This window comes from Bradyrhizobium sp. Ses1, assembly GCF_059512365.1.
Genome location: NZ_JCAMOQ010000075.1, coordinates 1 through 21,791 on the forward strand (window position 1 = coordinate 1; position 21,791 = coordinate 21,791).

The window sequence follows — 21,791 nt, forward strand, 5'->3', positions numbered from 1 at the left end:
GCAAAGTCCTTCTCGCAAAAGAACTTTCGCTGATTCGCGCCCCGATGCGCCTCAACACCGTGAGAAATGCGGGCTAGGGGGCACCTTCGTTTATGTCACCCATGATCAGGCCGAGGCCATGACGCTGTCAGACCGGGTGGCGGTGATGCTCGACGGCGAGTTATTGCAGATCGCTCCGCCGCAGGACATCTATGCGGATCCCGACAACCGGCGCGTTGCCGAATTCATTGGGTCGCCCAAAATCAACATGCTCAATGGCGTAGTGCGCGAACCCGGCCTGATCGACGTGGCCGGATCGACGCTCAGGATCGAGGCCCATGCACTCGCCGGCACGCATCTTACCCTCGGCATTCGGCCTGAAGCTTTCCATCTCGCGGACCACGGTGGGCAGGGCGAGCTGACCGGTTCAGTGCGCCTGATCGAGCATATGGGCTCTGATCTCTTTGTTCACCTCGATCTGGCGGGCATCAATCATCCGCTTATCGCAAGGCTCCTCGCGGAACGGGCGCCTCATATCGCGCCAGGTCAGACCTTACATGTCGGCGTCCGACCGGACCGCGTGCTTCTCTTCGCCCGTGATGGGCGGCGTTTGCGCCAGCAAGTGGAATCCGGCCGGAGGTCGGTCACGCCGATCCGGGAGGTCTCGCGGTGAGCGAGCCTTTTGCTCTATCCGGCGCATCCAACGAGCCTTCCGCGACCAATGGCGTGCGAAACTTGCCATTCCCCGCCGTCTCGCCGGCGCGCAGGCGTATCGTTACTGAAATGCTGGTGGCCTGGACGCTCGCCGGGCCTGCAGTCTTCTTTCTGTTCGTCCTGTTCTTCTTGCCGGTGATCGGCGTCTTCGTCATCGCGCTCACCGACTGGCAGTTCGGCGCGCGCTCCCTGTCTTTCGTCGGCCTCGCCAACTTCCGCGAGGTCTTCTCCGACGCGGGATTCAGGGCCTCGCTCGTCAACACAGCCGTGTACGTTGTCATCGTGGTGCCGGGCACTGTCTTACTCGGTCTTCTGATAGCGCTCCTGATCGAAAGCCGAAATTCCTGCCGCGCTTTCTACCGCGCCATCCACTTCGTTCCCTTCATGGCGACACTCACGGCCATGGCGGTCGCCTGGGAGGCGCTGCTGCATCCCACGATCGGCCTCGTCAACCAGACGCTCGCCGCCCTCGACCTGCCGACCGCCAACTGGCTGCGCGACGAGAATACCGCCCTCCCGGTGCTGGCAGTTATAGGCATTTGGCAGAACCTCGGCTACGCGATGGTCTTGTTTCTCGCTGGCCTCAAAAGCATCCCGAAGGATCTCTACGATGCCGCCGACGTCGACGGTGCGGACCTCTGGCTTGATCGGCTAGGCACTGTCACCTTGCCCATGCTCGGGCCGGTGTCGATGTTCGTTGTCATCGTCGTGGCGCTGAGGGCGTTCGAGTGCTTCGACACGGTAAGGGTGCTTACCCAAGGTGGGCCCGGCCACGCTTCCGACGTTCTGCTCTACACGCTCTATCGGGAAAGTTTCGAATATCTGCGCACCGGATATGGCGCTGCCGTTGCCGTCGTCTTTCTCGCGATCGTCGTGACGCTCACTCTCGTCCAGACCCGCGTTATGGACAGGAAGGTGCACTATCAATGAGCTTCACCACCTCCGCCAATTTTCTGTGGCGACCTGCCGCAATTCTTCGACATGCCGTATTGATCGTCACCGGAGCGCTCATTCTCGTCCCCATCGTATGGATGGTCTCGCTGTCGATCAAGCCGCCCGGCGAGATCTTCCGCGCGTCCTTCTCCTTCTGGCCCGCACAATTCTACGGCGTCGAGAACTATACCAAAGCGCTGACTCAAGCGCCGCTGCCTCGCTACATGGGCAACGGCCTGATCGTATGCTCTCTGATCCTAGCGCTGCAGATCCTCGTCTGCGCTCCTTGCGCCTATGCGCTCGCCAAGCTGCGGTTTCCCGGCCGCGACCTGCTCTTCGGTATGGTACTTATCGGTTTACTGCTACCGCACCAAGTTCTCTCGCTGCCACTGTTTATCTTCGGCTACCAGTTAGGTATCCTCAACACCTATGCGGCGCTCGTCTTCCCTTACGTCGTCTCGCCGTTCGGGATTTTCCTGTTCCGTCAGTTCTTCAAGACCATTCCTGATGACGTGATCCATGCCGCTCGCCTCGACGGTCTCTCGGAGCTCGCCATCGTCTGGACAATCATGGTGCCGATGGCGCTGCCGGCGATCATCGCCTTCTCAATCTTCTCGGTCGTCGGCCACTGGAATGACCTGTTCTGGCCTTTGATCGCAGTACAAGACCGGTCGCTCATGCCGCCGCCGCTCGGCATCATGTTCTTCATGAACGAGGAGGCCGGCAAAGACTACGGTCCCCTCACGGCCGCGTCAACGCTTGTCGTCCTCCCGCTCATGGTCGCTTTTCTCGCTGCCCAAAGGTGGTTCGTTGAGGGGCTGACCAGAGGCGGCATCAAGTAAATTCCAAACTCAACGGAAGATAATATTGTGAGCGCGCGCAAACAACTCATGTGTGGCTTGTCCCTTGCCGCAGTCTTGTTCGGTACGTCTGCAGCCTACGCAGAAACGTTGTAGATACCCCACTGTACAACTGTAAATCCCGCATATGTTCGAAGTCCATACGCAATCCGCCCTGTTCTCCGGAGAGAAGCGCATCGAGCACGCTGGTATCGCAGGTCTGCGGTATCTTAGACCTGGAGACCCCGATCGCCCACTTTTGGTCTTTCTGCCGGGCGGTGGGAATCTTGCACGAATTGCTTACGGCGACCCCGGTTCCCGCCGCCTCGATTTCCTGGACTACTGGCTTGAACGGCACAGGATGGGTTTACTCGGACTTTCCTATCCGAGCGATCATCCCGCGATCGGGGCCGCCGTGTCGGATCTGACAATCGCTGCTTGGGCTGACTGGGTCGGTGCCATCACGTCGGCCGTGCTGCGCGAGACCCCGGAGCGCCAAGTCGCTGTCGCCATGTGGAGCATGGCCGGGCGTTCGGTTGCGGCGGTGAATGCCGCGCTCGTCCGACACGGTGTCGATGCGATCTGCTTTCTCTCGCTCGCCGCCGTGCCGCCGCTTCCAGGTCTCGTTTTGGTCGGGTCGGGCGGCGAACCGTTAACTTCGCAAGGTCTGTGGGCGCGAACCGTCACCGGAGCGCCCAACGGAATCCGTGATCGCCACATTCAAAAGTTTCTTGCTGGGCTTGCCGACCAGGGACACGACAACGGTCGCTCAATCCTCGATGAAGAGATCTATTTACGAGATTATATGTGCAACACGCCCATTATGCTTCGCGGTACTGCGCAACGCTACTCGTCTTCGGGGCCGGGTTGGGATCTCGAGCAAGCCCAAGAGGACATGGGTGCCACGCGGTTTGCGGAGTTTCCCTTGACCGCGATGATTGTGCCCACTGATCGGGGCGACGAGAGACACGCGCTAGGCGATCGAACTGCTTGGCATTTCTTCAACACCCAGCGCATTCGCGCAGAAGCCGCCCCGCTCAATCTAGGGGCCGACCAGTGGACGAGCTTGCGCACGCTCATTGAAACGTTGCCGTCGAGGCTCTACCGGGAGATTCAGGGCGGCCATTTCTTTTTCGTCGGTGCGCGGGGCGCTGAAGCGACAGTTGCCCACATTGCTAGTCTCATTGATGAGGCGCATGGCTTTCGCTTCAAAGTCGAGACGATCCTCGCTTGCGCCACGCCGTTCTCGGACCAACCCCACCTGGGAGGTCGCTCGTGACTATCGTCACCCCCGCACGCGATAACGCTTGAGCAGGAGAACCAACGTGGTAGAGGCCAACGAAACAAGTCATGAAATACGAAGGGGAGATCTCAATGCAAACGGATCTTGCGATCTCTCCGACACGACCGAACTGGGTAGAGATCGATCTGATGGCCCTTGACCAGAACGTAAGCGTCGTAAGGCGTATGGTTGGCCCGGACGTCAGGTTTCACACGTATCAAGACGGGTGCTTACGGCCGTGATGTTCTTGAAGTCGCTAAACGCCTCTCCGACCTCCGTGTCGATGCATTGTGTTGCGGTACGCTCGACGAGGCGGTTATGGTTCGAGCAGCACTACCGGATATGCAGCTGATTATGTTCGCTGCGGCCTTGCCGGAAGGCATTCCTCTTTACTTGAGGCACGGTCTGACTCCCACCATCCACAACTTGGAATTGACGAGGGCCGTCTCGGCGGGGGCAGGAAATGAATGTCCACATCAAAGTTGATGTCCATTCCCCAAAGCCAAATCCGCGATTCGCGAGATCGCTGGCATGAAAACGTTTTGGTGGAGGCAGTATATATGCACCTGCCGTTCATAGACGCTCCGGGCATGGAGTTCGCGCAAGAGAGGACTACGGAGTTCTGCAACATGGTCGAAGCGTTACGTCGCGAGGGTCTTACTGTTCCCGTGACACAGGCACGCGCCAGCAACGCTGTTATTCTGGAGCTCAAGGACAACTGCAAGGCTGTCGCCATCAGCAGTCTGCTCTACGGAAAGGCATCCGCCCCGCGCGATTTGGCCGACTTTTCGTCCCTGCGCCCCGTTCACCGCGCGGTCAAATCGCGACTCATACAGGTGCATCCGAATTTTCCCGGAAAGACTGTAGGAATAATGACCACCGGCACGCAGGGGCGCGCGGCCCGGCCGTTTTCAGGCACAATCGGTATGATCTCGTTTGGGTGGCGCGACGGTTATGCACAACCGGCATCTAGTCAGACAGCATATGTTCTTATCAGGGGCGAGAGGGCTCCAGCCCTAGCCGTGAACTCAGAGCTCTCGGTTATCGATCTGTCCCGTTTGCCAGCTCTGCAAAACGGCGAAGAGGTGACAATCGTCGGGACTGACGGGAACGACGCAATCACGTTGGATGATCTGTCAACCTGGCAGGGAACAGACCAAAGTGCTGTCTTGGCAAGAATGAGCAGCCGGTCGCCTAACGTTTTCATAACGTAAATGGTCAATCACAAGAAAGATACGGCTCAAACAAACGGGCGGCTCATATGAAAATTGTTCTTCTCGCTGACACCCACCTCACCGCAGGAAGCGTCGTGCGAGGTGTTGAACTATCATGAAATACCGATATCGATCCCTTTGTATGGCTTCCCTGAGTCTGGTCTGCGGTCTGTTCGTCGCTAACACGGCATCGGCGCGCGATCTTTCGGTGCTCTATAGCGATCCGCAACTCATGAAGCCCGTCCACGAGGCCTTCGCCGCGGAGATTGCCGCTACCCACACTGGCGAGCAGGTGAAGTTCACCGTCGCCGCGGACTATACTGAAGCGTTGCAGGTCACGCTGCGCGACGCGATCATCGGCGCAAAACAGGACCTTTCCTACCAGGGTCTCAACAATATCTGCATTCTGGCTGAACGCGGGCTCGCTAAGCCGTTCGACGGTCTCATCCATCAGGATCCGGATTGGAAGAACCAGGGCCTGTCATCGCAAATCCTCGACATCGGCAGATGCCAGGGAAAGACATACGGCATTCCGCTCGGCACATCGTTCCAGATCGTGATGTTTAACAAGGCGCTCGTGAAGCAGGCGGGCGGGGATCCCGATAACCTGCCGCGCAACTGGCCGGATATTTTCGCACTTGCCGGAAAGATACAGGCCCGTAGCGGCAGGATCTACTTCTCCTACGATTCACCAGGTAGTTGGACCTTTATGGGTCTTGTCCTTAGCCAGGGTGGGAAAATCCTGAGTGACGACGGAAAGGCGATCGCGTTCGACTCCCCGCAAGGGCTCGCGGCATTACAGATTTTCACTCAAATCGCGAAGCTGCGCGGCGGTGTCGACATGACCAGGTCACAGGCACGCCAGGCCTTTGCGGCTGGTACGCTGGGCATACTCGTCGATACATCGAGCGGTTTGCCAGGACACCAGAAATCCGCCGCTGGCCATTTCGAAATCGGCGTCGTCCCGATGCCCTTGGCCGAGAACGGCAAGTTGCCACCTTCCGGCATGGCTGCAGTCTTGCTGACTGACGATGCCGTGGCTCAGCGTCAGGCCTGGGATTATGTGAAGTATGCGTCCTCCGCCAAGGGGCAGGCGGTCGTTGGGCGCCTCACCGGGTTCATGCCATTGAATAAAACGGCGATCAACGATCCTGCATTCCTCGGCGAGCGTTACGCTGCCGATCCTGCGAAACGAATCGTGGCGAACACGATCGATCATCTGACGGCGTGGCCGACTTTTCCTGGTCCCAATGGTCCGAAGCTAGATCAAGCGATCCTCGATGAGCTGCAGAAGCTGGCGGCCCTGAAAACAACGCCGGAAGAAGCGATCCAGGCCATGGTAGCGAAAGCAGCGGTACTCCTGCAGAAGTGAGACATATGGACGTGAATGAGCATGCGAACGTCGAGATTGACCTCCGACGTGTAACCTCTCCGCTGGTCGCTGGAAGCGACCAGCTTCCTCGACAAGCCCTTGAGGCTCTGCTCGCAGAGTGGTTGCCGGCGGACGAACTGCGCCAGCATCGCAAGCTCGGCACGTGGCGCGACCGTTGCGCGGCCGCAGCCTTCCTCGGACAGCGCTACAGCCTGCCGCTGGATCCGGCGCGGGTCTTCCTCGCGAGCGGCACACAAAACATCCTGTTCGTCCTGCTTGCCGCTCTGGCCGGACGAGACAGCACAGTGCTTGCCGAGGAGATGACCTACCGTCAAATCCGCGAGGCGTCGGAACTCATGGGTTTCCAGATGCTGGGCGTTCCCCTGGATGATGACGGCATTTCCCCGGATGCCCTTGATGAACTGTGCCAACGGCATGCGCCTAAAGTGCTTTATTGCATCCCTACCGCACAGAACCCGACGGCAAGCATCATGCCGCTGGAGCGCCGGCTCGCCGTCGCGGAGGTTGCGCGCCGTCACGGCGTGACCATCATCGAAGACGAGGCACAAGGTCTCATCCCTTATCATGCGCCACCGCCACTCAGTGATGTGGCGCCGGACATCACATGGACAATCACCGGTCTGTCAAAATGCGCCTTCGTAGGCCTCCGCATTGCGTATGTCGTGGCACCGGACGCGCACCGCCTTGCAGAGGTGATGGAGCCGTTTAACGCCACGGCGCTGTGGTACGCTTCCACCTTGAGCGCAGCGGTCGCCACCCGGTTTGTGGAGGGAGGGCAAGCCGAGAAGTTGCTCGACGAAATCCGGACGGATGCGGCACAGCGTCAATCGATGGCCGCGCAGATGCTTCCGTACCACCTGTCCAGGATAGGCAACGGGCTTCATGTCTGGATTCTCGACCCCGCACGAACGGGCGACCAGATGCGGCAGGCAGCGCAGGACCATGGCGTCCTGGTTCGGAGTGCGTCGGAGTATCAATTGGCCCCAACTGCAGATTCACCGGGCATCCGTATCTCACTCGCCGATGTGAGCTCCGGTCAACTCCGCGAGGCCCTCGGTCGGCTGCAGCGTGCTCTTGCGCCGTGACGAGGCACGCATAGTCGGCGCAATGATAGCGGCTGATTCACCTGACCAGTCTTCGAAGCAGCGCAGGGCGAAATCACACTTCCAACGAACCAGACGAATTCGGATCGTCCATTATGAAAATGGCGCACCCGCCGCGATTCAATTCGACTGGAGTCAGGAGGTGGTCTTGCTGAGCGGCACGAGGTGATGGTGAAGGCCGCCCATGTCCGGCTCTGTCACAGCCGCATGCTGTTCGTGCGGGCTTATCCGCGGGAGACGCAGGAGATGGTGTTCGACGCCCACGACCGGGCGTTCGCCCTGTTCAAGGGCACCTGCAGCCGCGGCATCTACGGCAACGTGAAGACCGCGGTGGAGACGATCTTTGTCGGCAAGGATCGTCACTACAATCGCCGCTTCCTTCAGATGTGTAGCCACTACCTGGTCGACCCGGTTGCCTGCACGCCGGCCTCTGGCTGGGAGAAGGGGCAGGTCGAGAACCAGGTTGGGCTGGTCCGGGAACGCTTCTTCACGCCGCGGCTGCGGTTCAAAAACCTGGACGAGTTAAACGCCTGGTTGCTGGACGACCAAGTACCAGCTCACCATCGCCAAGCTGCCGTTGCCAAGGACCTCGAGGACTTCCAGTTCGACGGCACGCCGATCGGCGTTCTCTGCAGGTTCGACAATTTGTTGATGGTGGCACCGCTGTGACGGTGAGCACATCCTTTAACTAGCCGCGGATGGTGACGCATGGAACCAATCACATGGTTAGGCTTGGGCGGCGCTTCGACGGTCGCTTCGATGTTTCTCACCATCAAAGCCAACGACGAGGTGAACGCAGCCCGCGCGCAGGTCATGGCGCAGAGCGGGCGCGGCAGGCGGCGCTCGACGCTGAAGCGAAGGCGTCACTGACCGCTCGCTCGGCCGTTACGCCAATTTCGACACGCAGCTCGATGCCGATCGCGCCCGGCTCGCGGATATGTTCAAGGCGCCCGTGACGACGCCGAACACGCCATACACGACGGCGCCGCTGCCGCAGGCTTCGTCGGACCTTGTCAAGCGTGAGATCGCCAAGAAGTCGGCCATCGCAGACAACTACGTGAACAACCAGGCCGACGCGCTGGCGAACCTGCGCTCGTTTGGTGACCTGTTCGGCTCGATCGGCCGCGGCTAGCCGCGCGACACGCAGGAAGTCGGTCAGATCGGCGGCTTCAAGAAGGGGTCGAACGCTGTCGCGCAGCTTGAACTCGACAATGCGAACCGCGCCGGCGACGACTACAAGACGCTTTCCGGTATGTTCGGTGGTGTCGGCAAGGTCGGTCTCACGGCGGCTCTTGCCGGGTACTACGATGCACCTCCACAGCTCAATCCGGACGGTTCTGTCGCCGGCGCCGTGGGCCGACATTTGTCGGTGGCCGTCCGCTTGTAGGCGTGGATGCACCGAGGTCCCAGGGGGGTGTGACAGGCGCTATGCCGTTCTTGACGTACGGAAGGTGACACCAACGCACAGTGCGAAGTGCCAGCCCGCGCCCAATCCCTTCAGATTTGAGGCCGTTCGATCGGCCAACGAACCTTCTCCTTAGCGGGCGTCACCATACCGGAACGGCACGTTGGCGTCTGAGTTGGGCCTCCCCTATCGAACGAACGGGCTTACTGGTATATGATTCTCGCCCAAAAGGAATTTACCGTGTCCAACGCAAAGGCCATTTTGGCTCTGTTGAGAAGCCGCTCCGAAGGAGACGACGACGCGTTCTTCTCGATCGCGTTGCAGATTGCCGCTGCCGAAGCTCGGCAAGGCCGGCGCACCACGGCTGAAGAATTACGGCAGGAAATTGAGAAAGCACGCGCACAAGCGTCCCGCGGAGCGTCCGTGCCTATCCCGTTTGCGTCTCCACGCGGCAGCCTCGAAGGTCTGCTGGAGATGCGTGATCCCAAATATAGGCTCAAGGACGTTGTCTTGAACGAGCGCTTGATGGCGCGCTTTGCCGACATTCTACGGCAACAAAGGCGGCGTGACTGGTTGCGCGAGCACGGCAAGACGCCAACCCGTCGGCTCTTATTCGTTGGCCCGCCCGGCTCCGGCAAGACGATGTCGGCGGAAGCGGTGGCAGGCGAGTTGCATCTACCGCTGTTCGTCATTCGGCTTGAGGGTTTGATTACGCGTTACATGGGCGAGAGCGCCGCCAAGCTCCGGCTGATATTTGACGAGACGGCCAAGCGCCGCGGTGTATATCTGTTTGATGAGTTTGACGCAGTCGGCGGTCAACGCACCGCGGTGAACGACGTTGCCGAAATGCGTCGCGTCCTCAACTCGTTCTTGCAGTTCATGGAGGAAGGCAACTCGACGGATAGCATTATCGTCTGTTCGACGAACCACCCCTCGCTCCTCGACCGAGCGCTCCTGCGACGATACGACCAAGTGCTTGAATTCGCCGCGCCAACCTCGGAGCAGATAAAGCAGCTTATCAGCGCCAATATCGCGCCTATGAAACCTGTGACTCCAAGGTGGAAGCAAATCATCCACGCTGCCGAAGGTCTGAGTCAATCTGAAATTGTGCGGGCCGCAGATGACGCTGTCAAAACAGCGATTTTGGATGAACGCAAGTCACTTTCTACGGAAGACATTGTTGACCGTTTGCAAGAGCGCCACGCGATGCGGACGGCTTTTTTGGATACGGAAAGCAAATGAGGCATGCCGTCACGTTACAATCTCCCGCACATTGACATCGCCCGTTTTTCTACCGAACAGGATTATTCAAGTGAAGGAGCGTTCGGCGACCCTGCCGCGCGCGACCGCGTTGAGCACGGACGCCGCCTGCAAGCCGAGCTGGAAGCAGCTCTTGCCATAGCCGACCAATGGCGGCCTGTCGATGACCGGCTGCCGCCCGTTACAGGCACGCGCGTTGAAGTCGAGTTGAGGCGTGGTACCGATCCCGAAGCGCTCAATCTCAAGAGAGATGGTATTCGGGCGGGCGCCAGCAAATTTAATGCAACCAACGAGCGGCGCACGATTGCTCTCTACGTTCCCGATCAGGCGCGGCCGGCGCTGGCTGCAATCCTAAACGACTATTTGACCGGCGATCTGTCGCCACAGACCGGCAATCCCCCGAAGAGCGCCAAAGTGGAGGCGATTGAAGCGTTTCGGCACTTCAGGCTAGCGGGCGCGTGGACTGACGATCCGGACGCGTTGCCACGGGGCGCGCAAGATACGATCTGGTGGGGCTTATGGTGTCACCGTGACAGCGTTGAAGACGTTGAAACTGTTTTGGAGCGTCTTGGCGTGAGGATGGCGGCTGCCGATCGCCGATTACTTTTTCCGGAAATTGTCGTCATCCCAGTGTACAGTACGCGGGCAACTGTCGAGCTGATGCTGTTCGCAACGGGCGGCATTGCCGAGTTGCGCCGCGCCAGTGATAACGCCTCTTTCTATACCGATGCCATTTCCGGCGATGAGCACGATTGGATTGACGATCTCGCCGAGCGCGTGGTGTGGCCGGGCGCGAATGTGCCCTCGGTTTGCGTTTTGGACACGGGCGTTAACCGAGGCCACGCGCTCCTCGAGCCGGCGCTGGCCGAGCAGGATATGCACACGCTTGATAGGCGTTGGGGGAAGGACGACAAGGAGTCCGGACACGGCACAGGAATGGCCGGACTTGCATTACATGGCGATTTGACGGCGTCGCTCGGTGACACCGAGGTGCGTCGCCTGCGGCACCGGCTCGAATCGTTAAACTTCTCCCGCCGGACGAGTTTGATGCGAATGACCCGCGCAGCTATGGCGTACTCACGCAGGCCGCCGTGGCGCTCCCCGAGATCCAGGCTCCCGAGCGCAGGCGCATATTTTGTATGGCCGTCACTAATGAAAACGTGACCGGTGCAACCGCCTCGGGTTGGAGCGCGGCTATCGACCAAGCCGCGATGGGCCGCATGCCAGGCGACGGCGACGACGCGGATGTTGCAGAAGCGGACCGACCTAAACGGTTGTTTATTTTATCGGCGGGCAATACGCCGCCGGAAACCGACTATACGCGACTGCAAGAGCAGGATGATTTCCCGATCGAAGACCCAGCGCAGGCATAGAATGCGCTGACGATCGGCGGGTGTACCGACCTCGTCAACATACACGACGAAGGATTCGAAAACTGGACCGCAATGGCGTCTGCGGGGACGCTGAGCCCGCACAGCCGGACGAGCGCTACGTGGCGACAGAATGTGGCGCCCATCAAGCCTGAGCTGGTTCTGGAAGCGGGCAACCGTGCGATTAACCAAGCTCGGACTGAATGCCTGTCGATGGGCTCGCTATCGCTGCTCACAACAGGCAACGACGTTAGCGGAGAGCCGTTGCTGTCGTTTGACGCGACTAGTGCCGCGGCGGCGCAGGGTGCGCGTATGGCGGCACAGATTCAGGCTCAACATCCGGATTATTGGCCGGAGACAATACGAGCTATGATGGTGCACAGCGCCCAATGGACTCCGGCAATGCTCGAGGAGTTGAATTCCACGCAGTCAAAACGTGTGCGATATGCGATGGTGAGGCGGTTTGGGTACGGCGTTCCAAGTCTCGAGCGCGCGTTAGCTTCTGCATCGAATCACGTCGGGTTGTTCGCGGAGGCGGAAATTCAACCGTTCACGAGGGCAGGACGCCGGTTCAACAAGTGCCACTACTACACCCTGCCTATTCCACCGCGCATGCTGGAAACGTTGAACAACGAACGGGTGGAGCTGAAGATAACACTCTCCTATTTCGTTGATCCCAACCCCGGGCTGTCTGCAAATGTTGACCCGCAGCGCTACCAGTCACATGGGCTACGTTTCGACCATCAACGCCGCCGCGAGACCGTGGCGCGATTCAAGCAGCGGGTAAACGTATCAGAGCGCGTAGGCCATGGGCGCCCCGCCTTCGAACCTGCGGACCCAAATTGGATGCTAGGCGAAGATAGCATCAGCGCGGGGTCACTGCACTGCGACGTCTGGACGGGGCCAGCCATCGATCTGCTAGACCGGGATACACTGTGCGTGAAGCCCGTAAATGGATGGTGGCGCAACCGATCATCCTTGGAAATTTGCAATCGCAAGAGCCGGTACGCACTGATCGTCACGCTCCGAGCGCTTAACCCGGAAGTAGATGTTTACACGCCGATCCGGACAAGCATTGGTCTACCCATCCCGGTGCCGATCGAAATTCCGATCTAGTCGCTTTAAGCCGCGCCGCAAACGTTAGTCCGGAACAGAAAATGTTCGATCTCAAAAATGTACCTCCCGGTACGCCAATTGAATGGGCAAAAGCGGCCAACACCGCCATTGCGCGCCTCCGTGTTCGAAAGGTTAGCCGCATTGACTTCGAAGAATCACCCCGACTAGAATTCTGCTGCAGGTGAACCGAGATTTATACTCAGGCCCACATTCGGCGCGGGCTTTCATTGATCGAGAGTGGCGTAAAAGAAATCGATGAGGGCCGTCCCCTTGCTGCGGCCCTGTGCGCCAGGGTCTTACTTGAGGATGCCGCCTTATTGTATGTGTTCAGTCGGGATCTCCTGCCCATGCTCGAGCGGCGAGACACCGAGGCGATTGACAAGCTGGTATTTCCCCGAGCTCTTGCAACGAGACAACCTAAGCACGTCAAGCAGCTCGGTGAAGAGATCCGAGCCCGAAACGTTCTCACGGCACTCGACAAAATGACGATCGACCACCCAAACATTCGCGCTCGCGTTCAAGATGCGATTGCCGCCATGCTCGACGATCCCACCTTGTAAGAGCACTTGCGCGCCCACTCCTGTTGCTCCTCGTCATCGAACTGGTGGAAGGGCAGGTTGACCGGCAGCGCCGCCGGCTTGGCGACCGCTTCGAAGCATCCAGCCTGCGTTTCGAAACCCCACTGCGGGACTAAGCTGCGTCAGCTTCGATCATCGCGCTTTTGATCTCGGCCGAGAGCTTGACGGCTCATCGGCGGTGATCGTTGCCGCCAGATGGAGAAGTTGGACGTGTAGCGCCGGCGGCCGTCCGCGGCAAGCCGCCAGCGCTTTGTCCAGCGAGGAAAGTCCACGAGATTTAGGTGCCAGCCGAAGATATATCGACGGCCGGCTCTTTTGTGGTCGCCGGCGACGTGCTACCGCTGACCCTTTGGCGTTGCGTCGAAGGTGGCGCGCGGTCGACCTTAAGTGCTTCTCGGCCGACGTCGTTGGAAAGGCCCATCAACACCTTGGTGCAGATCATGCGGTCGGTATCGGGTCGCGATAGCAACAACGACCGGTAATATGTGTCCGTGAAATCGCGGTCATGTGGAGAGGGTCTACCATGCCGGAGTTGCTTTGCCCAATCAGCAGTACCGGTGCTTTCGATTCCGCGGTTCCGAGCAACGCGCCGATAACGGGCGGTGGCCGCCGTATGCATGTCGGGAAGCCCATTTGAATCGCGGCCGCCAGTGATCGAGGCGGTGAACTCCTCGATATCGAGCAGGTCGGTGCCTTCTTTCCGATCACGCCGGACGCCCAACCATACTCATAGCGCATGTCTTCGCCGAAGCGGTCCGCATGCGATCTGCAACGCGATTCCAAGGCCGCTATTTCATCATCCGTGGGCGGGTCCATCTTCGACCGATCGGCGTATTGCTTCATTTGACGCGCGGCCGTTACCGCCTGAAACTCGAAGCTTAATAGGTACCGCAGCTCTACCTCCTTGTCGTTTTTGAGCAAGAAGGCTGCAGTCGTATTCAGTTCGTGAAGCGTTCGCTAGCGGCTAAGAGCACCGTCAGCAAAGGCATAGGCACTCGCCCCCGACCAAGAGCGCGCGCGCATGCAGGAGCGTCAGAGCTTCGAACAGGTAATCTTTTTCTTGAACTGCCAGGGGGCTAATTCGGTGTTGAATTTACCATACACCTCTGCGGCGACTTCTAGAATGATCTCAGGGAGGTTGAAGGGCCAGCGCCAGCGCTGCAGATTGCGTCGTTCTAAACCTGCCGTTTCGCGTCTAGTCTTTCGCAGCGTTGCGGACGCGAGCCGTATCAGGTCTTTGCGCATCTGTCTGCTAGCTGATCCATCACATCGTTCGCGATGGACGCCGCTGCCTCGCTGAGCTGTTCATGCGACATTACGTTATCGGCAATTATCTGTTGAAAAACGCGGTCCAATATCTCGTCGAAGGTTGACATAGTCGGCTTCTTCCTCTTAGTACGAGCGTTGCCGCGGAAGTCGACGCGCGGCAGGACAAACTCACTTTAGCCTCCTCCTCCTCTTCCTGAGCATTCAACACGAGAGCCGGCGAAACAGGAGGAGGGGGCAAGACGGTTACGCCAACTCCCGCTAAAATGGCTTGCCTGCAGCCGCTTTGCGTAGTCTGAATCTGGTTGATCACACAGGTATTGAGCAGAGCGATACAGATCGTAAGTGGCTACCAACGCGGTGTTAGAAGCGTTCGCTACCGTGATGCATTTCTCCGTGAACTGCGGCTCGCGACTCTCAGGGGCGGACAGTCGACATCCGTTTCCAAAGAGGACACACTTGCGGGAGACGAAACCTCATCTCGCCGCAAGTCCTCTTGAACGTTCATCATCAGTTGCCGAAGCTTATCGACGTTGATAGCTTTGTTGTCCTTTCCTTCAGCCTCGGCCAACGGCGGCCCTCGTCCGATTCGAAAACGACCTCGAACTCAGACTCGGAGTCTCTATAAGATGTGGCTTGAAACCCGAGGATCTGCAAAGCTTCAAGTATGAGATGTTCGAGACGCTTTCCCTTCTCGTATAGCAAAGCACCCAAGCTGCCAGCCGCCTTCAATCGCGTACGAACTTCCTCTTTGCGCTTTTGGGCAATCTCTACTCCTCGCTCGGCGTCAAGAAGCTCAGCACAGAGTTCCTGCTCTTTAGACAAAGCATAGCGCGAATCGCCCGCCCAAGCCGACTCCGGCGTTGAGTCGGCTTCGGACCGAAGAATACCATCCAACCGACGATCGCTGAGATAAGTTCGTGCGCAAATTTCTTTGCCTCAGGGGACAAAAGGTCCTCCTCGTCTTCCATCTCATCAAAAAAGTCATCAGAATTGAAATCCAAGTCGGCAGCAGAACGATCGCGCCGGAAGATCCTTTGACGCGGACAATAGCACCGACGGGCTGGTTTCCCGTCGTTGTCGTTAAAAACCCCCTGGCAAATTATGGACGGTCAGCAGCACTTTGTAGACAGATCACCCCTGCGGGCTTCCGCGCTCTTCACTCGAGATGCACACCTCTTGAACGCGATCATGCGGCGGCTCCTGCAGAGACGACCGCGGAAAGAGCCATGAACCCGGCAGTGGATCATTTTTCATCTATCTGGGGTTGGCACCGTGCCCCGCGATTAAAGAACAGACGACTATTTAGTGCCCGACATCAGGGCGCCTAGGATATCACGCCCTGACGGCATCTCGGTTTAGAAAGCCTACACAGCAATTGCGAAATTCGCGCTGCAACGATGGCAATGCCGGACACCTGCCGTCGTATCATCGCCGTTGGGGCGGATAGGCCGTCAGGGGGTAGTCCTTGACAATCAAGGAAGAGAACGCAGGTTTCTCGGGTAAGTGCCTCAAACGAGCTTTTGCAGCGACAACCGAGATCTCAACGAGAGTACCTGGCGACAAGGTCGCACCAACACACGCGCGCTGCGGCCGGTGATCCGGACTATCACCAACCCAGTTTTTCCATTCTATGTCGAAGTCCTTCTTATCGTCGAGATTTGAGAGCTGGACATGCGCAGATAGGAGATACCGCTTGTCCGTTTTGAAGTGCTCCAATACACGTTCGAGTTTTGCGAAGCTGGCAGATGCCTGACCTCTCAAATCGAAAGATTACCACAGCCCAGACTAAATTCCCAAACGCGGAGCCAGAGCTCTACCGGGAGCGACTCCTGGATCGCGCTCAATTGGAAAAGCTGTTAATCATTCGCTCTCTTCCTCGAAGATACGTCTGCCGGTTCTGCGCTGGCCATCTCTCTAACACTGCGTGCCTAGACCGGCATTCAATCTGCGAAGTCCACTTCGCAGCGCCTCTCGGTCGCCAGCTGTCAAGGAAACTCGAGCACCTAGTGGACCGCCGCGGTCAGCAACTTGAAATTCTTTCCATCCGCGAACGACTACGCCTCGCTGGCTTGCCAGCTCGGCGATGGCCGCAGTATTGTGCAATCCAGATGCCCCGGTAACCCAGACGTGCAGGCTATTTGGGCTTGCTTGATACGAGACGTTGCTGAGCTCGTCCTTTAGTATCTTGTGGCGCTCCGCCATTTCGCCTCGAATTTCAGCCAAGATACGATTAGCGGTTCCATCAGTAATCCAACGCGTCGCGAGGATGGCAGAAATCGGCGACGAAAACCACATCGACATCTTCTTGAACCGCGCATACAGCTTTTCCAATTGGCGTAAATCCGGCGCGACGAAGTAGCCAACTCTCAGCCCGATGGAAGTAGATTTCGACAAAGTAAGTACATACCAGGTAATATCTGGCGCCAGCGACGCTATCGGCGCATCCGCGCTTGGCGGTAGGAATGCCTGTGCGTCATCCTCAATAATGGCTACTCCATGCTTTCGGGCAATCGATACAATTTCGTTCCGTCGGCCGTTGGGCAGTATTGTTGCAGTTGGGTTCTGAACGGTCGGTATCAGATACGCCGCCGTCGGGTGGTATTTCTCGCAACATCGCTCGAAGTCTTCGGGGACCACACCAAGTTCATCAAGCTTTATAGACTTCGCCCTCGCGCCTACCAGATTGCAAAGTGTTCCAATTAATGGATAGCTCAACGCTTCCGTTAGCAGGACGCGACCGGGGGGCACTAAGGAGGCGATAAGCATAAACAGACTGTTCTGCGTCCCGTTGGTCACGACCACCCTACTTGGGTCAATCGCAGTGCCCAATCGTCTTTCGCACCAGATTGCGCCTGCTTCCCTATCTGCGAGTTCGCCTGCAAACCGGTGATTTTGAAAGGCTGCGCCGGTCCTTTCGTCGCGAGAAATCTCACGAAGGGATTCACGCAAGATATTCGAGACCGCTGTCAGCAGCGGCGGGGTGGCGCGTACCAACTCCACAGTGGCTTGTGAATTATCCATCTCATCCTCCGAACGTTCCGACGGTAGCGCAGCGTCGTCCCTCGCGTGACAGAAGTCTCAGTTATGACTGGTCAAGAAGCGACCCGAGAAGTAAAACAGAAAGTTCTCATGTTCATCGGCACCATCGTCTCGGCTTTAACAAGATCATGTATACTGTTCATGATCATGTTGTACTCGTCTTGCGTCGTCTGCGCGGCAAGATCACGCACAGTTCGCCATGCGCGGACATAATCCTCTGGGGTGTACCATCGTCGATGCGCAGCCTCGAGCCTTATGCAATCCCTGAACTCATGCCGCTCAAAGACTTGGTCCAGATCCAGCATCAACTTCCGGATAATGGTTGGCGCTCGTCCTAGGCCGGGCCGTATCTCGTGAATGATCGCCTCGATCGCGCGAAAATACGGGTCACGTTCTTCATCGCGCAGATCCCATAAGACGGATAAGGATCCCCCGGGTCTCAAAATGCGATGCGCCTCGGAGAGCGCGCGCGTTGTATCAGCCCAATGCAGGGAGCTACCAAGGCAGACCCAATCGACGGAGGCGTCGTCCAAGCGAGTGTCTTCGGCTGTTCCCTTTTTCCAAGTGAAATCAAAGCCCTTCGCTCTTGTTAGTCTTTCGCCTTCAGTGCGCATTGCATCATTAGGCTCGATCGCGAAACCGGATGCGCCGAGCTCTCCAAGCATCTCGGTGAGCTTTCCAGATCCGGCGCCGATATCGGCGACTCGAGTACTCTGGATGCAAGGGACAACCAGGCCGAGCGCCCGAACCAACCAATCGGCGTAGTTTGGGTAAATGTGATACTCAGTCGCGATCGACGTATAATCGGCCCATTGATGGTGTAAATTCTGTGATTTTGTGGGTATCATCACTTACGATCCAGGTCTTTCTCACTCGTTTCAGATTTAGTGGTTAACGCTAGCGCGGCTGCAGTTCTGGCGGTGATGACCCCCATTCGGTGCCGGTGAGTTCGGCCATCCTTCGGCCTGCGGCTTCAGCGAGTTCATCCATGTCGACAAAAGCCTTGGCAGCCATTGCGGCGATGACCTCGTCGCTCGGATTGCGCGCTCCATAAATCGTGCGGACACCTGCGTATTGGATGAATGGCTCAACGCCGAGTTCTCGGTAGATCGAGCCGCGGATGTGGCCTTGTTCGGATCGACCGCTTGCTTTGACGAATTCAAGTCGCGTACTCATGCCAGGCCCTTGTTGCAAGTATAATGGACGTCCCCACACAAAACGCGGTGACGACGAGATACATCGTGCCAGCCGTCTTCGGCACTCGGACGGGGGCAATATGCAGCACCGCAAGTACGATGAGGACGAATGCGAATAGATTCGGGAAGACCGCCTCGGGAATAATCGGACGGAGCAAGAATATGATTGCCGTGACCGGTACCGCGTAGGTGGTCGGCACGCCGATGAACCAGCCGCCGGGAGATCCGAATACGTTAAAATAGCTTAGTCGCAACGCACTGGCCACAACGAGGATGGCTCCTGCGGCAACGGAAATCGTTGAGCCATGGCCTAAAATTATCGACGTTACAGCTGGAAAAACACCGGCGCTCACCAAATCGGCAAAAGAATCAAGATTCTTGCCGATCTGTCCTGTCGCTGTCGGGCGGCCTTGCGTGCGCTGGGCCACGATGCCGTCAAGGTGATCGGCCAGCAACGCCCAGAGCGCGATGGCCACCCCGATCTCCGGAAGGCCGGCGATTGCAAAGTTGGTAGCGATGACCGAGAGCACAAGACCTGTTGCAGTCACGGCGTTGGCAGGATCGAGAAGCTGGCGGAACATCGGAACCGACCTCATCAAACAGCTCGACGCTCAAACAAGCGGGCCCGGTGAGGGGGCCGATGCAGTTGCGAAAATGCTTTCAGCAATTCGCAAATCCTCCGTGGTGTCGATCTCATACCAGCGGAGATCGTCACAACGCGCGGCGGCAAGCCGTAGCCCGCGTGTTCCGACGAGATAGGCGAGAAGTTCCTCGGTGTACGCCTGTGCGGCACCTGAACGGATGATCTGATCCAGCGAAGGGACAATGGTCTCATTCAACGTAACGGAATTGAACCGCAGTATATTCATTGTCTTGAAAAGAACCGGGCCGTCGCGCTTAAGGTCCGCTGCCGTCTGCTTCATCCGGAACGAAGAAATAAATCCATTCTCTGAAAGTGTTACGGCGGACCCTTGCATGCGCGAGTCAAATGGTGCAACTGCGGCAACATCGACGGCGCCGGTAAAGTTCAAACAGCGCAGCGCGTTCTCCTCAAAGAAGACGTCACCTTCCAAGAGATAGCAGTCTCCAGAAAGAAGTGCATCACGCGCCAGCCACAGTGAATAGGCGCTACCAGTCCGGTCGAACACAGTTGACTCGACATAGTTGATCTTAACCCCGCCGAAGCAGCTCCCGCAGGCATATTGAATGGCATCCTTGCGATAGCCGACAACGATCGTCGCCTCTTCGACGCCGACCGCCTCCAAGTTTCGCAGGGCATTGTGGAGGATCGGTGTACCATTGACCTCGACCAGGGGCTTCGGGCGCAGATCTGTCAGCGGTCGCAGGCGAGAGCCGCAGCCGGCGGCAAGAATGACGGCTTTCTTGGGAGGATTGGTAGTCATTTCAACCCCTTCATCGTTGCGCGATTTCGCGCCGTCGGTTCCGGGAGTTGAGAAATTCCACGAGTCGGCTGAAACCGGCCTCGAGTCTTTCAGTTGAATGTGTCGCGCAGGACATCATGATATCGTCCTTTCGATAGCCGCCGACGATGGTCGTTTAGCAAATCCAAGAGCGGCGAGCTTGCCGAGGGCGTTGTGCGAGATCGGCGTGCGACGCACTTCGTTTAGCGGGTTGGACTTCGTCTCGTTCAGAAGCCGCAGGCAGAAGCCAACCTCCGCTGCAAGGATGATGGCGTGGTTTGGAATGTCAGGCATGATGTAACCTCTTCAATTCCAGGCACCTGCTGAGCCGAGAATTCAGTTCCACGTGTTCAGCGTTGCGGTGAGACGCCGCAAGCCTTTGTCGAGTAAATCGAGATCGATGCCGTACGAGAGTCGAACACCGGCGGGATCGCCAAAGGCTGTGCCTGAAACTGCCGCGACACCAGCGTCCATTAGCAACGTTTTAACGACGCCATCGGCGCCGAGTTCGCGACCATGGGCCTTGGCGCGCCGCTGCAATTCGCTGAGATCGAGATAGAAGTAAAATCCCCCTTGGGCGGCAGGTGGGGGTACCGATGTCAGCGTTGAAAGAATCGAGAGCCCAAGTGTCCGCGCGTTGCCAACGTGGCGGTGCAGTTTCAGTTGGAAGGCAACATCGCCGCGCTCCAGATGATGGAGCAGCGCATGCTGCGCAATGACATTCGGATTAGAGGTTGTATGGCTCTGTAGCGCCTTAACCGCGTCGATGACCGCCTTGGGGCCCGCGAGATAGCCAATCCGCCAGCCGGTCAGGGCCAACGACTTGGAAAAGGAATTGACGATCAAAGTACGATCGCGCGCCTGGGGCGCCACCGAGACGATCGGATGATGGGTATGTGGAGCATGGGCGAAAGTCCCGTAGCATTCATCGAAGATGATCCAGAGATTCCGGTCGATTGCGAGTTGGGCAATGCCAGCAAGAAGGTCGCGGTCGTAGATCGCGCCGGTCGGATTGTTCGGCGTGTTGACCACGATCGCCTTGGCTTTTGAAGTAACGCCCGCAGCCAGGTCCGCAAGCCTCGGCACATAGCTATTGTGCCGGGTCTCAATAAACACTGGCGTGCCGCCAGCAACGACGATCTGGGCCGGGAAGGTAGTCCAGTAGGGCGCCGGGATCAGCACTTCGTCCCCGGGATTCAGAAGAACCATGGCCGCATTGAAGAGCGCCTGTTTGGCGCCGCTTGTTACCGCGATTTCGTCTGCCGACCAGGGTTGAGCGGTCTGAGCTGAAACCTCGTGAGCAAGCGCATCGCGCAATTCCATCAGACCGATCGTGTCGGTGTAGCGGTTGAGGTTGCGATTAATCGCCACGATGGCGCCCTCGCGAATCGTTGGAGCCAGATCGCTCCAGATCTCTCCGGCGGTCAGATCGATGATGTCCTCGCCGAGGGCCGCAGCTGCTTTGGCTGCGGCCCTCGCCGCGGCGGTGCCCGACGATTTGAACAAGTCTGTCCGTTGCGCCAGCATGAGCGCTCTCCGTCGATCCAAATGTCGCTTATGGTTGCCGCTGCAGCGCGAGGTCTACCGAAGTCCTTGGAAACGCGACCCCACGATAACGAGACAAATCATGGTCCTCGCAGGTCGTCCTCCGAAAGAGCCAACAAATGGTTCGTTCGAGAT

General features: G+C 58.2%; 24 protein-coding genes and 2 pseudogenes. 15 read left to right on the top strand and 11 right to left on the bottom strand.

The annotated features are described in order from the left end of the window. The 15 genes and pseudogenes from AC5ZG5_RS42340 to AC5ZG5_RS42410 form a co-directional block, all read left to right on the top strand. The coding region (locus AC5ZG5_RS42340) for a TOBE domain-containing protein (RefSeq protein ID WP_496165526.1) at nucleotides 1-652 on the top strand (652 nt) is incomplete at its 5' end. A gap of 110 nt (nucleotides 653-762) precedes the next feature. Then, the gene (locus AC5ZG5_RS42345) at nucleotides 763-1,623 is read left to right on the top strand and encodes a carbohydrate ABC transporter permease (protein ID WP_456646495.1); all 861 of its coding nucleotides are present in this window, start codon (nucleotides 763-765) and stop codon (nucleotides 1,621-1,623) included. Next, a complete protein-coding gene (locus AC5ZG5_RS42350) occupies nucleotides 1,620-2,468 on the top strand; it encodes a carbohydrate ABC transporter permease (protein ID WP_456646485.1) in 849 nt (282 codons plus the stop codon). Before AC5ZG5_RS42345 ends, AC5ZG5_RS42350 begins: the two co-directional genes overlap by 4 nt. Before the next feature lie 145 nt (nucleotides 2,469-2,613). Continuing rightward, nucleotides 2,614-3,744 (top strand): hypothetical protein, encoded by a 1,131-nt coding sequence (locus tag AC5ZG5_RS42355; RefSeq protein ID WP_456646484.1) that lies wholly within the window; start codon nucleotides 2,614-2,616, stop codon nucleotides 3,742-3,744. 192 nt (nucleotides 3,745-3,936) lie between these two features. Then, nucleotides 3,937-4,233, top strand: coding sequence for an alanine racemase (locus tag AC5ZG5_RS42360; protein ID WP_456646483.1), 297 nt, complete (start codon nucleotides 3,937-3,939; stop codon nucleotides 4,231-4,233). Next, nucleotides 4,215-4,961 (top strand): alanine racemase C-terminal domain-containing protein, encoded by a 747-nt coding sequence (locus tag AC5ZG5_RS42365; RefSeq protein ID WP_456646482.1) that lies wholly within the window; start codon nucleotides 4,215-4,217, stop codon nucleotides 4,959-4,961. Before AC5ZG5_RS42360 ends, AC5ZG5_RS42365 begins: the two co-directional genes overlap by 19 nt. 142 nt (nucleotides 4,962-5,103) lie before the next feature. Continuing rightward, a complete protein-coding gene (locus AC5ZG5_RS42370) occupies nucleotides 5,104-6,333 on the top strand; it encodes an extracellular solute-binding protein (RefSeq protein WP_456646481.1) in 1,230 nt (409 codons plus the stop codon). A gap of 5 nt (nucleotides 6,334-6,338) precedes the next feature. Continuing rightward, complete coding sequence (locus tag AC5ZG5_RS42375; protein WP_456646480.1) at nucleotides 6,339-7,439, top strand: aminotransferase-like domain-containing protein; 1,101 nt, start codon at nucleotides 6,339-6,341, stop codon at nucleotides 7,437-7,439. Between the two features lie 133 nt (nucleotides 7,440-7,572). Continuing rightward, nucleotides 7,573-8,000 (top strand): annotated as a pseudogene (locus AC5ZG5_RS42380) (IS21 family transposase); the annotation flags it as partial. Between the two features lie 165 nt (nucleotides 8,001-8,165). Then, on the top strand, nucleotides 8,166-8,327 hold the full coding sequence (locus AC5ZG5_RS42385) for a hypothetical protein (protein WP_456646479.1): 162 nt from the start codon (nucleotides 8,166-8,168) through the stop codon (nucleotides 8,325-8,327). Nucleotides 8,328-8,394: 67 nt separating this feature from the next. Then, nucleotides 8,395-8,589 carry a hypothetical protein gene (locus AC5ZG5_RS42390; RefSeq protein WP_456646478.1) on the top strand — a complete coding sequence of 65 codons (195 nt, stop codon included), beginning with the start codon at nucleotides 8,395-8,397 and terminating at the stop codon, nucleotides 8,587-8,589. Between the two features lie 513 nt (nucleotides 8,590-9,102). Continuing rightward, a complete protein-coding gene (locus AC5ZG5_RS42395; RefSeq protein WP_456646477.1) occupies nucleotides 9,103-10,104 on the top strand; it encodes an AAA family ATPase in 1,002 nt (333 codons plus the stop codon). 678 nt (nucleotides 10,105-10,782) lie between these two features. Next, nucleotides 10,783-11,286, top strand: a complete 504-nt coding sequence (locus AC5ZG5_RS42400; protein ID WP_456671288.1) for a S8 family serine peptidase — start codon at nucleotides 10,783-10,785, stop codon at nucleotides 11,284-11,286. Next, a pseudogene (locus AC5ZG5_RS42405) lies at nucleotides 11,202-12,608 on the top strand (S8 family peptidase); the annotation flags it as partial. The gene AC5ZG5_RS42400 and the pseudogene AC5ZG5_RS42405, both read left to right, overlap by 85 nt. A 227-nt stretch (nucleotides 12,609-12,835) precedes the next feature. Beyond that, nucleotides 12,836-13,168: a hypothetical protein gene (locus AC5ZG5_RS42410; RefSeq protein ID WP_456646475.1), complete on the top strand. Its 333-nt coding sequence runs from the start codon at nucleotides 12,836-12,838 to the stop codon at nucleotides 13,166-13,168. A 456-nt stretch (nucleotides 13,169-13,624) separates the two neighbouring features. On the opposite strand, the gene AC5ZG5_RS42415 is transcribed toward AC5ZG5_RS42410, so the two are convergent. The 11 genes from AC5ZG5_RS42415 to AC5ZG5_RS42465 form a co-directional block, all read right to left on the bottom strand. Next, the gene (locus tag AC5ZG5_RS42415; RefSeq protein WP_456646474.1) at nucleotides 13,625-14,107 is read right to left on the bottom strand and encodes a hypothetical protein; all 483 of its coding nucleotides are present in this window, start codon (nucleotides 14,105-14,107) and stop codon (nucleotides 13,625-13,627) included. 111 nt (nucleotides 14,108-14,218) lie between these two features. Further along, entirely contained in the window at nucleotides 14,219-14,431 is a 213-nt protein-coding gene (locus AC5ZG5_RS42420; protein WP_456646473.1) for a hypothetical protein, read from the bottom strand. Between the two features lie 531 nt (nucleotides 14,432-14,962). Then, complete coding sequence (locus tag AC5ZG5_RS42425; RefSeq protein ID WP_456646472.1) at nucleotides 14,963-15,349, bottom strand: hypothetical protein; 387 nt, start codon at nucleotides 15,347-15,349, stop codon at nucleotides 14,963-14,965. Nucleotides 15,350-15,880: 531 nt separating this feature from the next. Continuing rightward, entirely contained in the window at nucleotides 15,881-16,216 is a 336-nt protein-coding gene (locus AC5ZG5_RS42430) for a Rid family hydrolase (protein ID WP_456646471.1), read from the bottom strand. A gap of 153 nt (nucleotides 16,217-16,369) precedes the next feature. Further along, complete coding sequence (locus AC5ZG5_RS42435) at nucleotides 16,370-17,476, bottom strand: aminotransferase-like domain-containing protein (protein WP_456646470.1); 1,107 nt, start codon at nucleotides 17,474-17,476, stop codon at nucleotides 16,370-16,372. Nucleotides 17,477-17,547: 71 nt separating this feature from the next. Further along, a complete protein-coding gene (locus AC5ZG5_RS42440; protein ID WP_456646469.1) occupies nucleotides 17,548-18,342 on the bottom strand; it encodes a class I SAM-dependent methyltransferase in 795 nt (264 codons plus the stop codon). 49 nt (nucleotides 18,343-18,391) lie between these two features. Next, entirely contained in the window at nucleotides 18,392-18,670 is a 279-nt protein-coding gene (locus AC5ZG5_RS42445) for a hypothetical protein (protein ID WP_456646468.1), read from the bottom strand. Further along, nucleotides 18,654-19,271: a CDP-alcohol phosphatidyltransferase family protein gene (locus AC5ZG5_RS42450; RefSeq protein ID WP_456646467.1), complete on the bottom strand. Its 618-nt coding sequence runs from the start codon at nucleotides 19,269-19,271 to the stop codon at nucleotides 18,654-18,656. The genes AC5ZG5_RS42445 and AC5ZG5_RS42450 overlap by 17 nt, the downstream gene beginning before the upstream one ends. A gap of 30 nt (nucleotides 19,272-19,301) precedes the next feature. After that, nucleotides 19,302-20,093 carry a phosphocholine cytidylyltransferase family protein gene (locus AC5ZG5_RS42455; protein ID WP_456646466.1) on the bottom strand — a complete coding sequence of 264 codons (792 nt, stop codon included), beginning with the start codon at nucleotides 20,091-20,093 and terminating at the stop codon, nucleotides 19,302-19,304. 114 nt (nucleotides 20,094-20,207) lie between these two features. Continuing rightward, nucleotides 20,208-20,405, bottom strand: coding sequence for a hypothetical protein (locus AC5ZG5_RS42460; RefSeq protein ID WP_456646465.1), 198 nt, complete (start codon nucleotides 20,403-20,405; stop codon nucleotides 20,208-20,210). Nucleotides 20,406-20,447: 42 nt separating this feature from the next. Then, complete coding sequence (locus tag AC5ZG5_RS42465) at nucleotides 20,448-21,638, bottom strand: aminotransferase class I/II-fold pyridoxal phosphate-dependent enzyme (protein WP_456646464.1); 1,191 nt, start codon at nucleotides 21,636-21,638, stop codon at nucleotides 20,448-20,450. Between the last annotated feature and the right edge of the window lie 153 nt (nucleotides 21,639-21,791).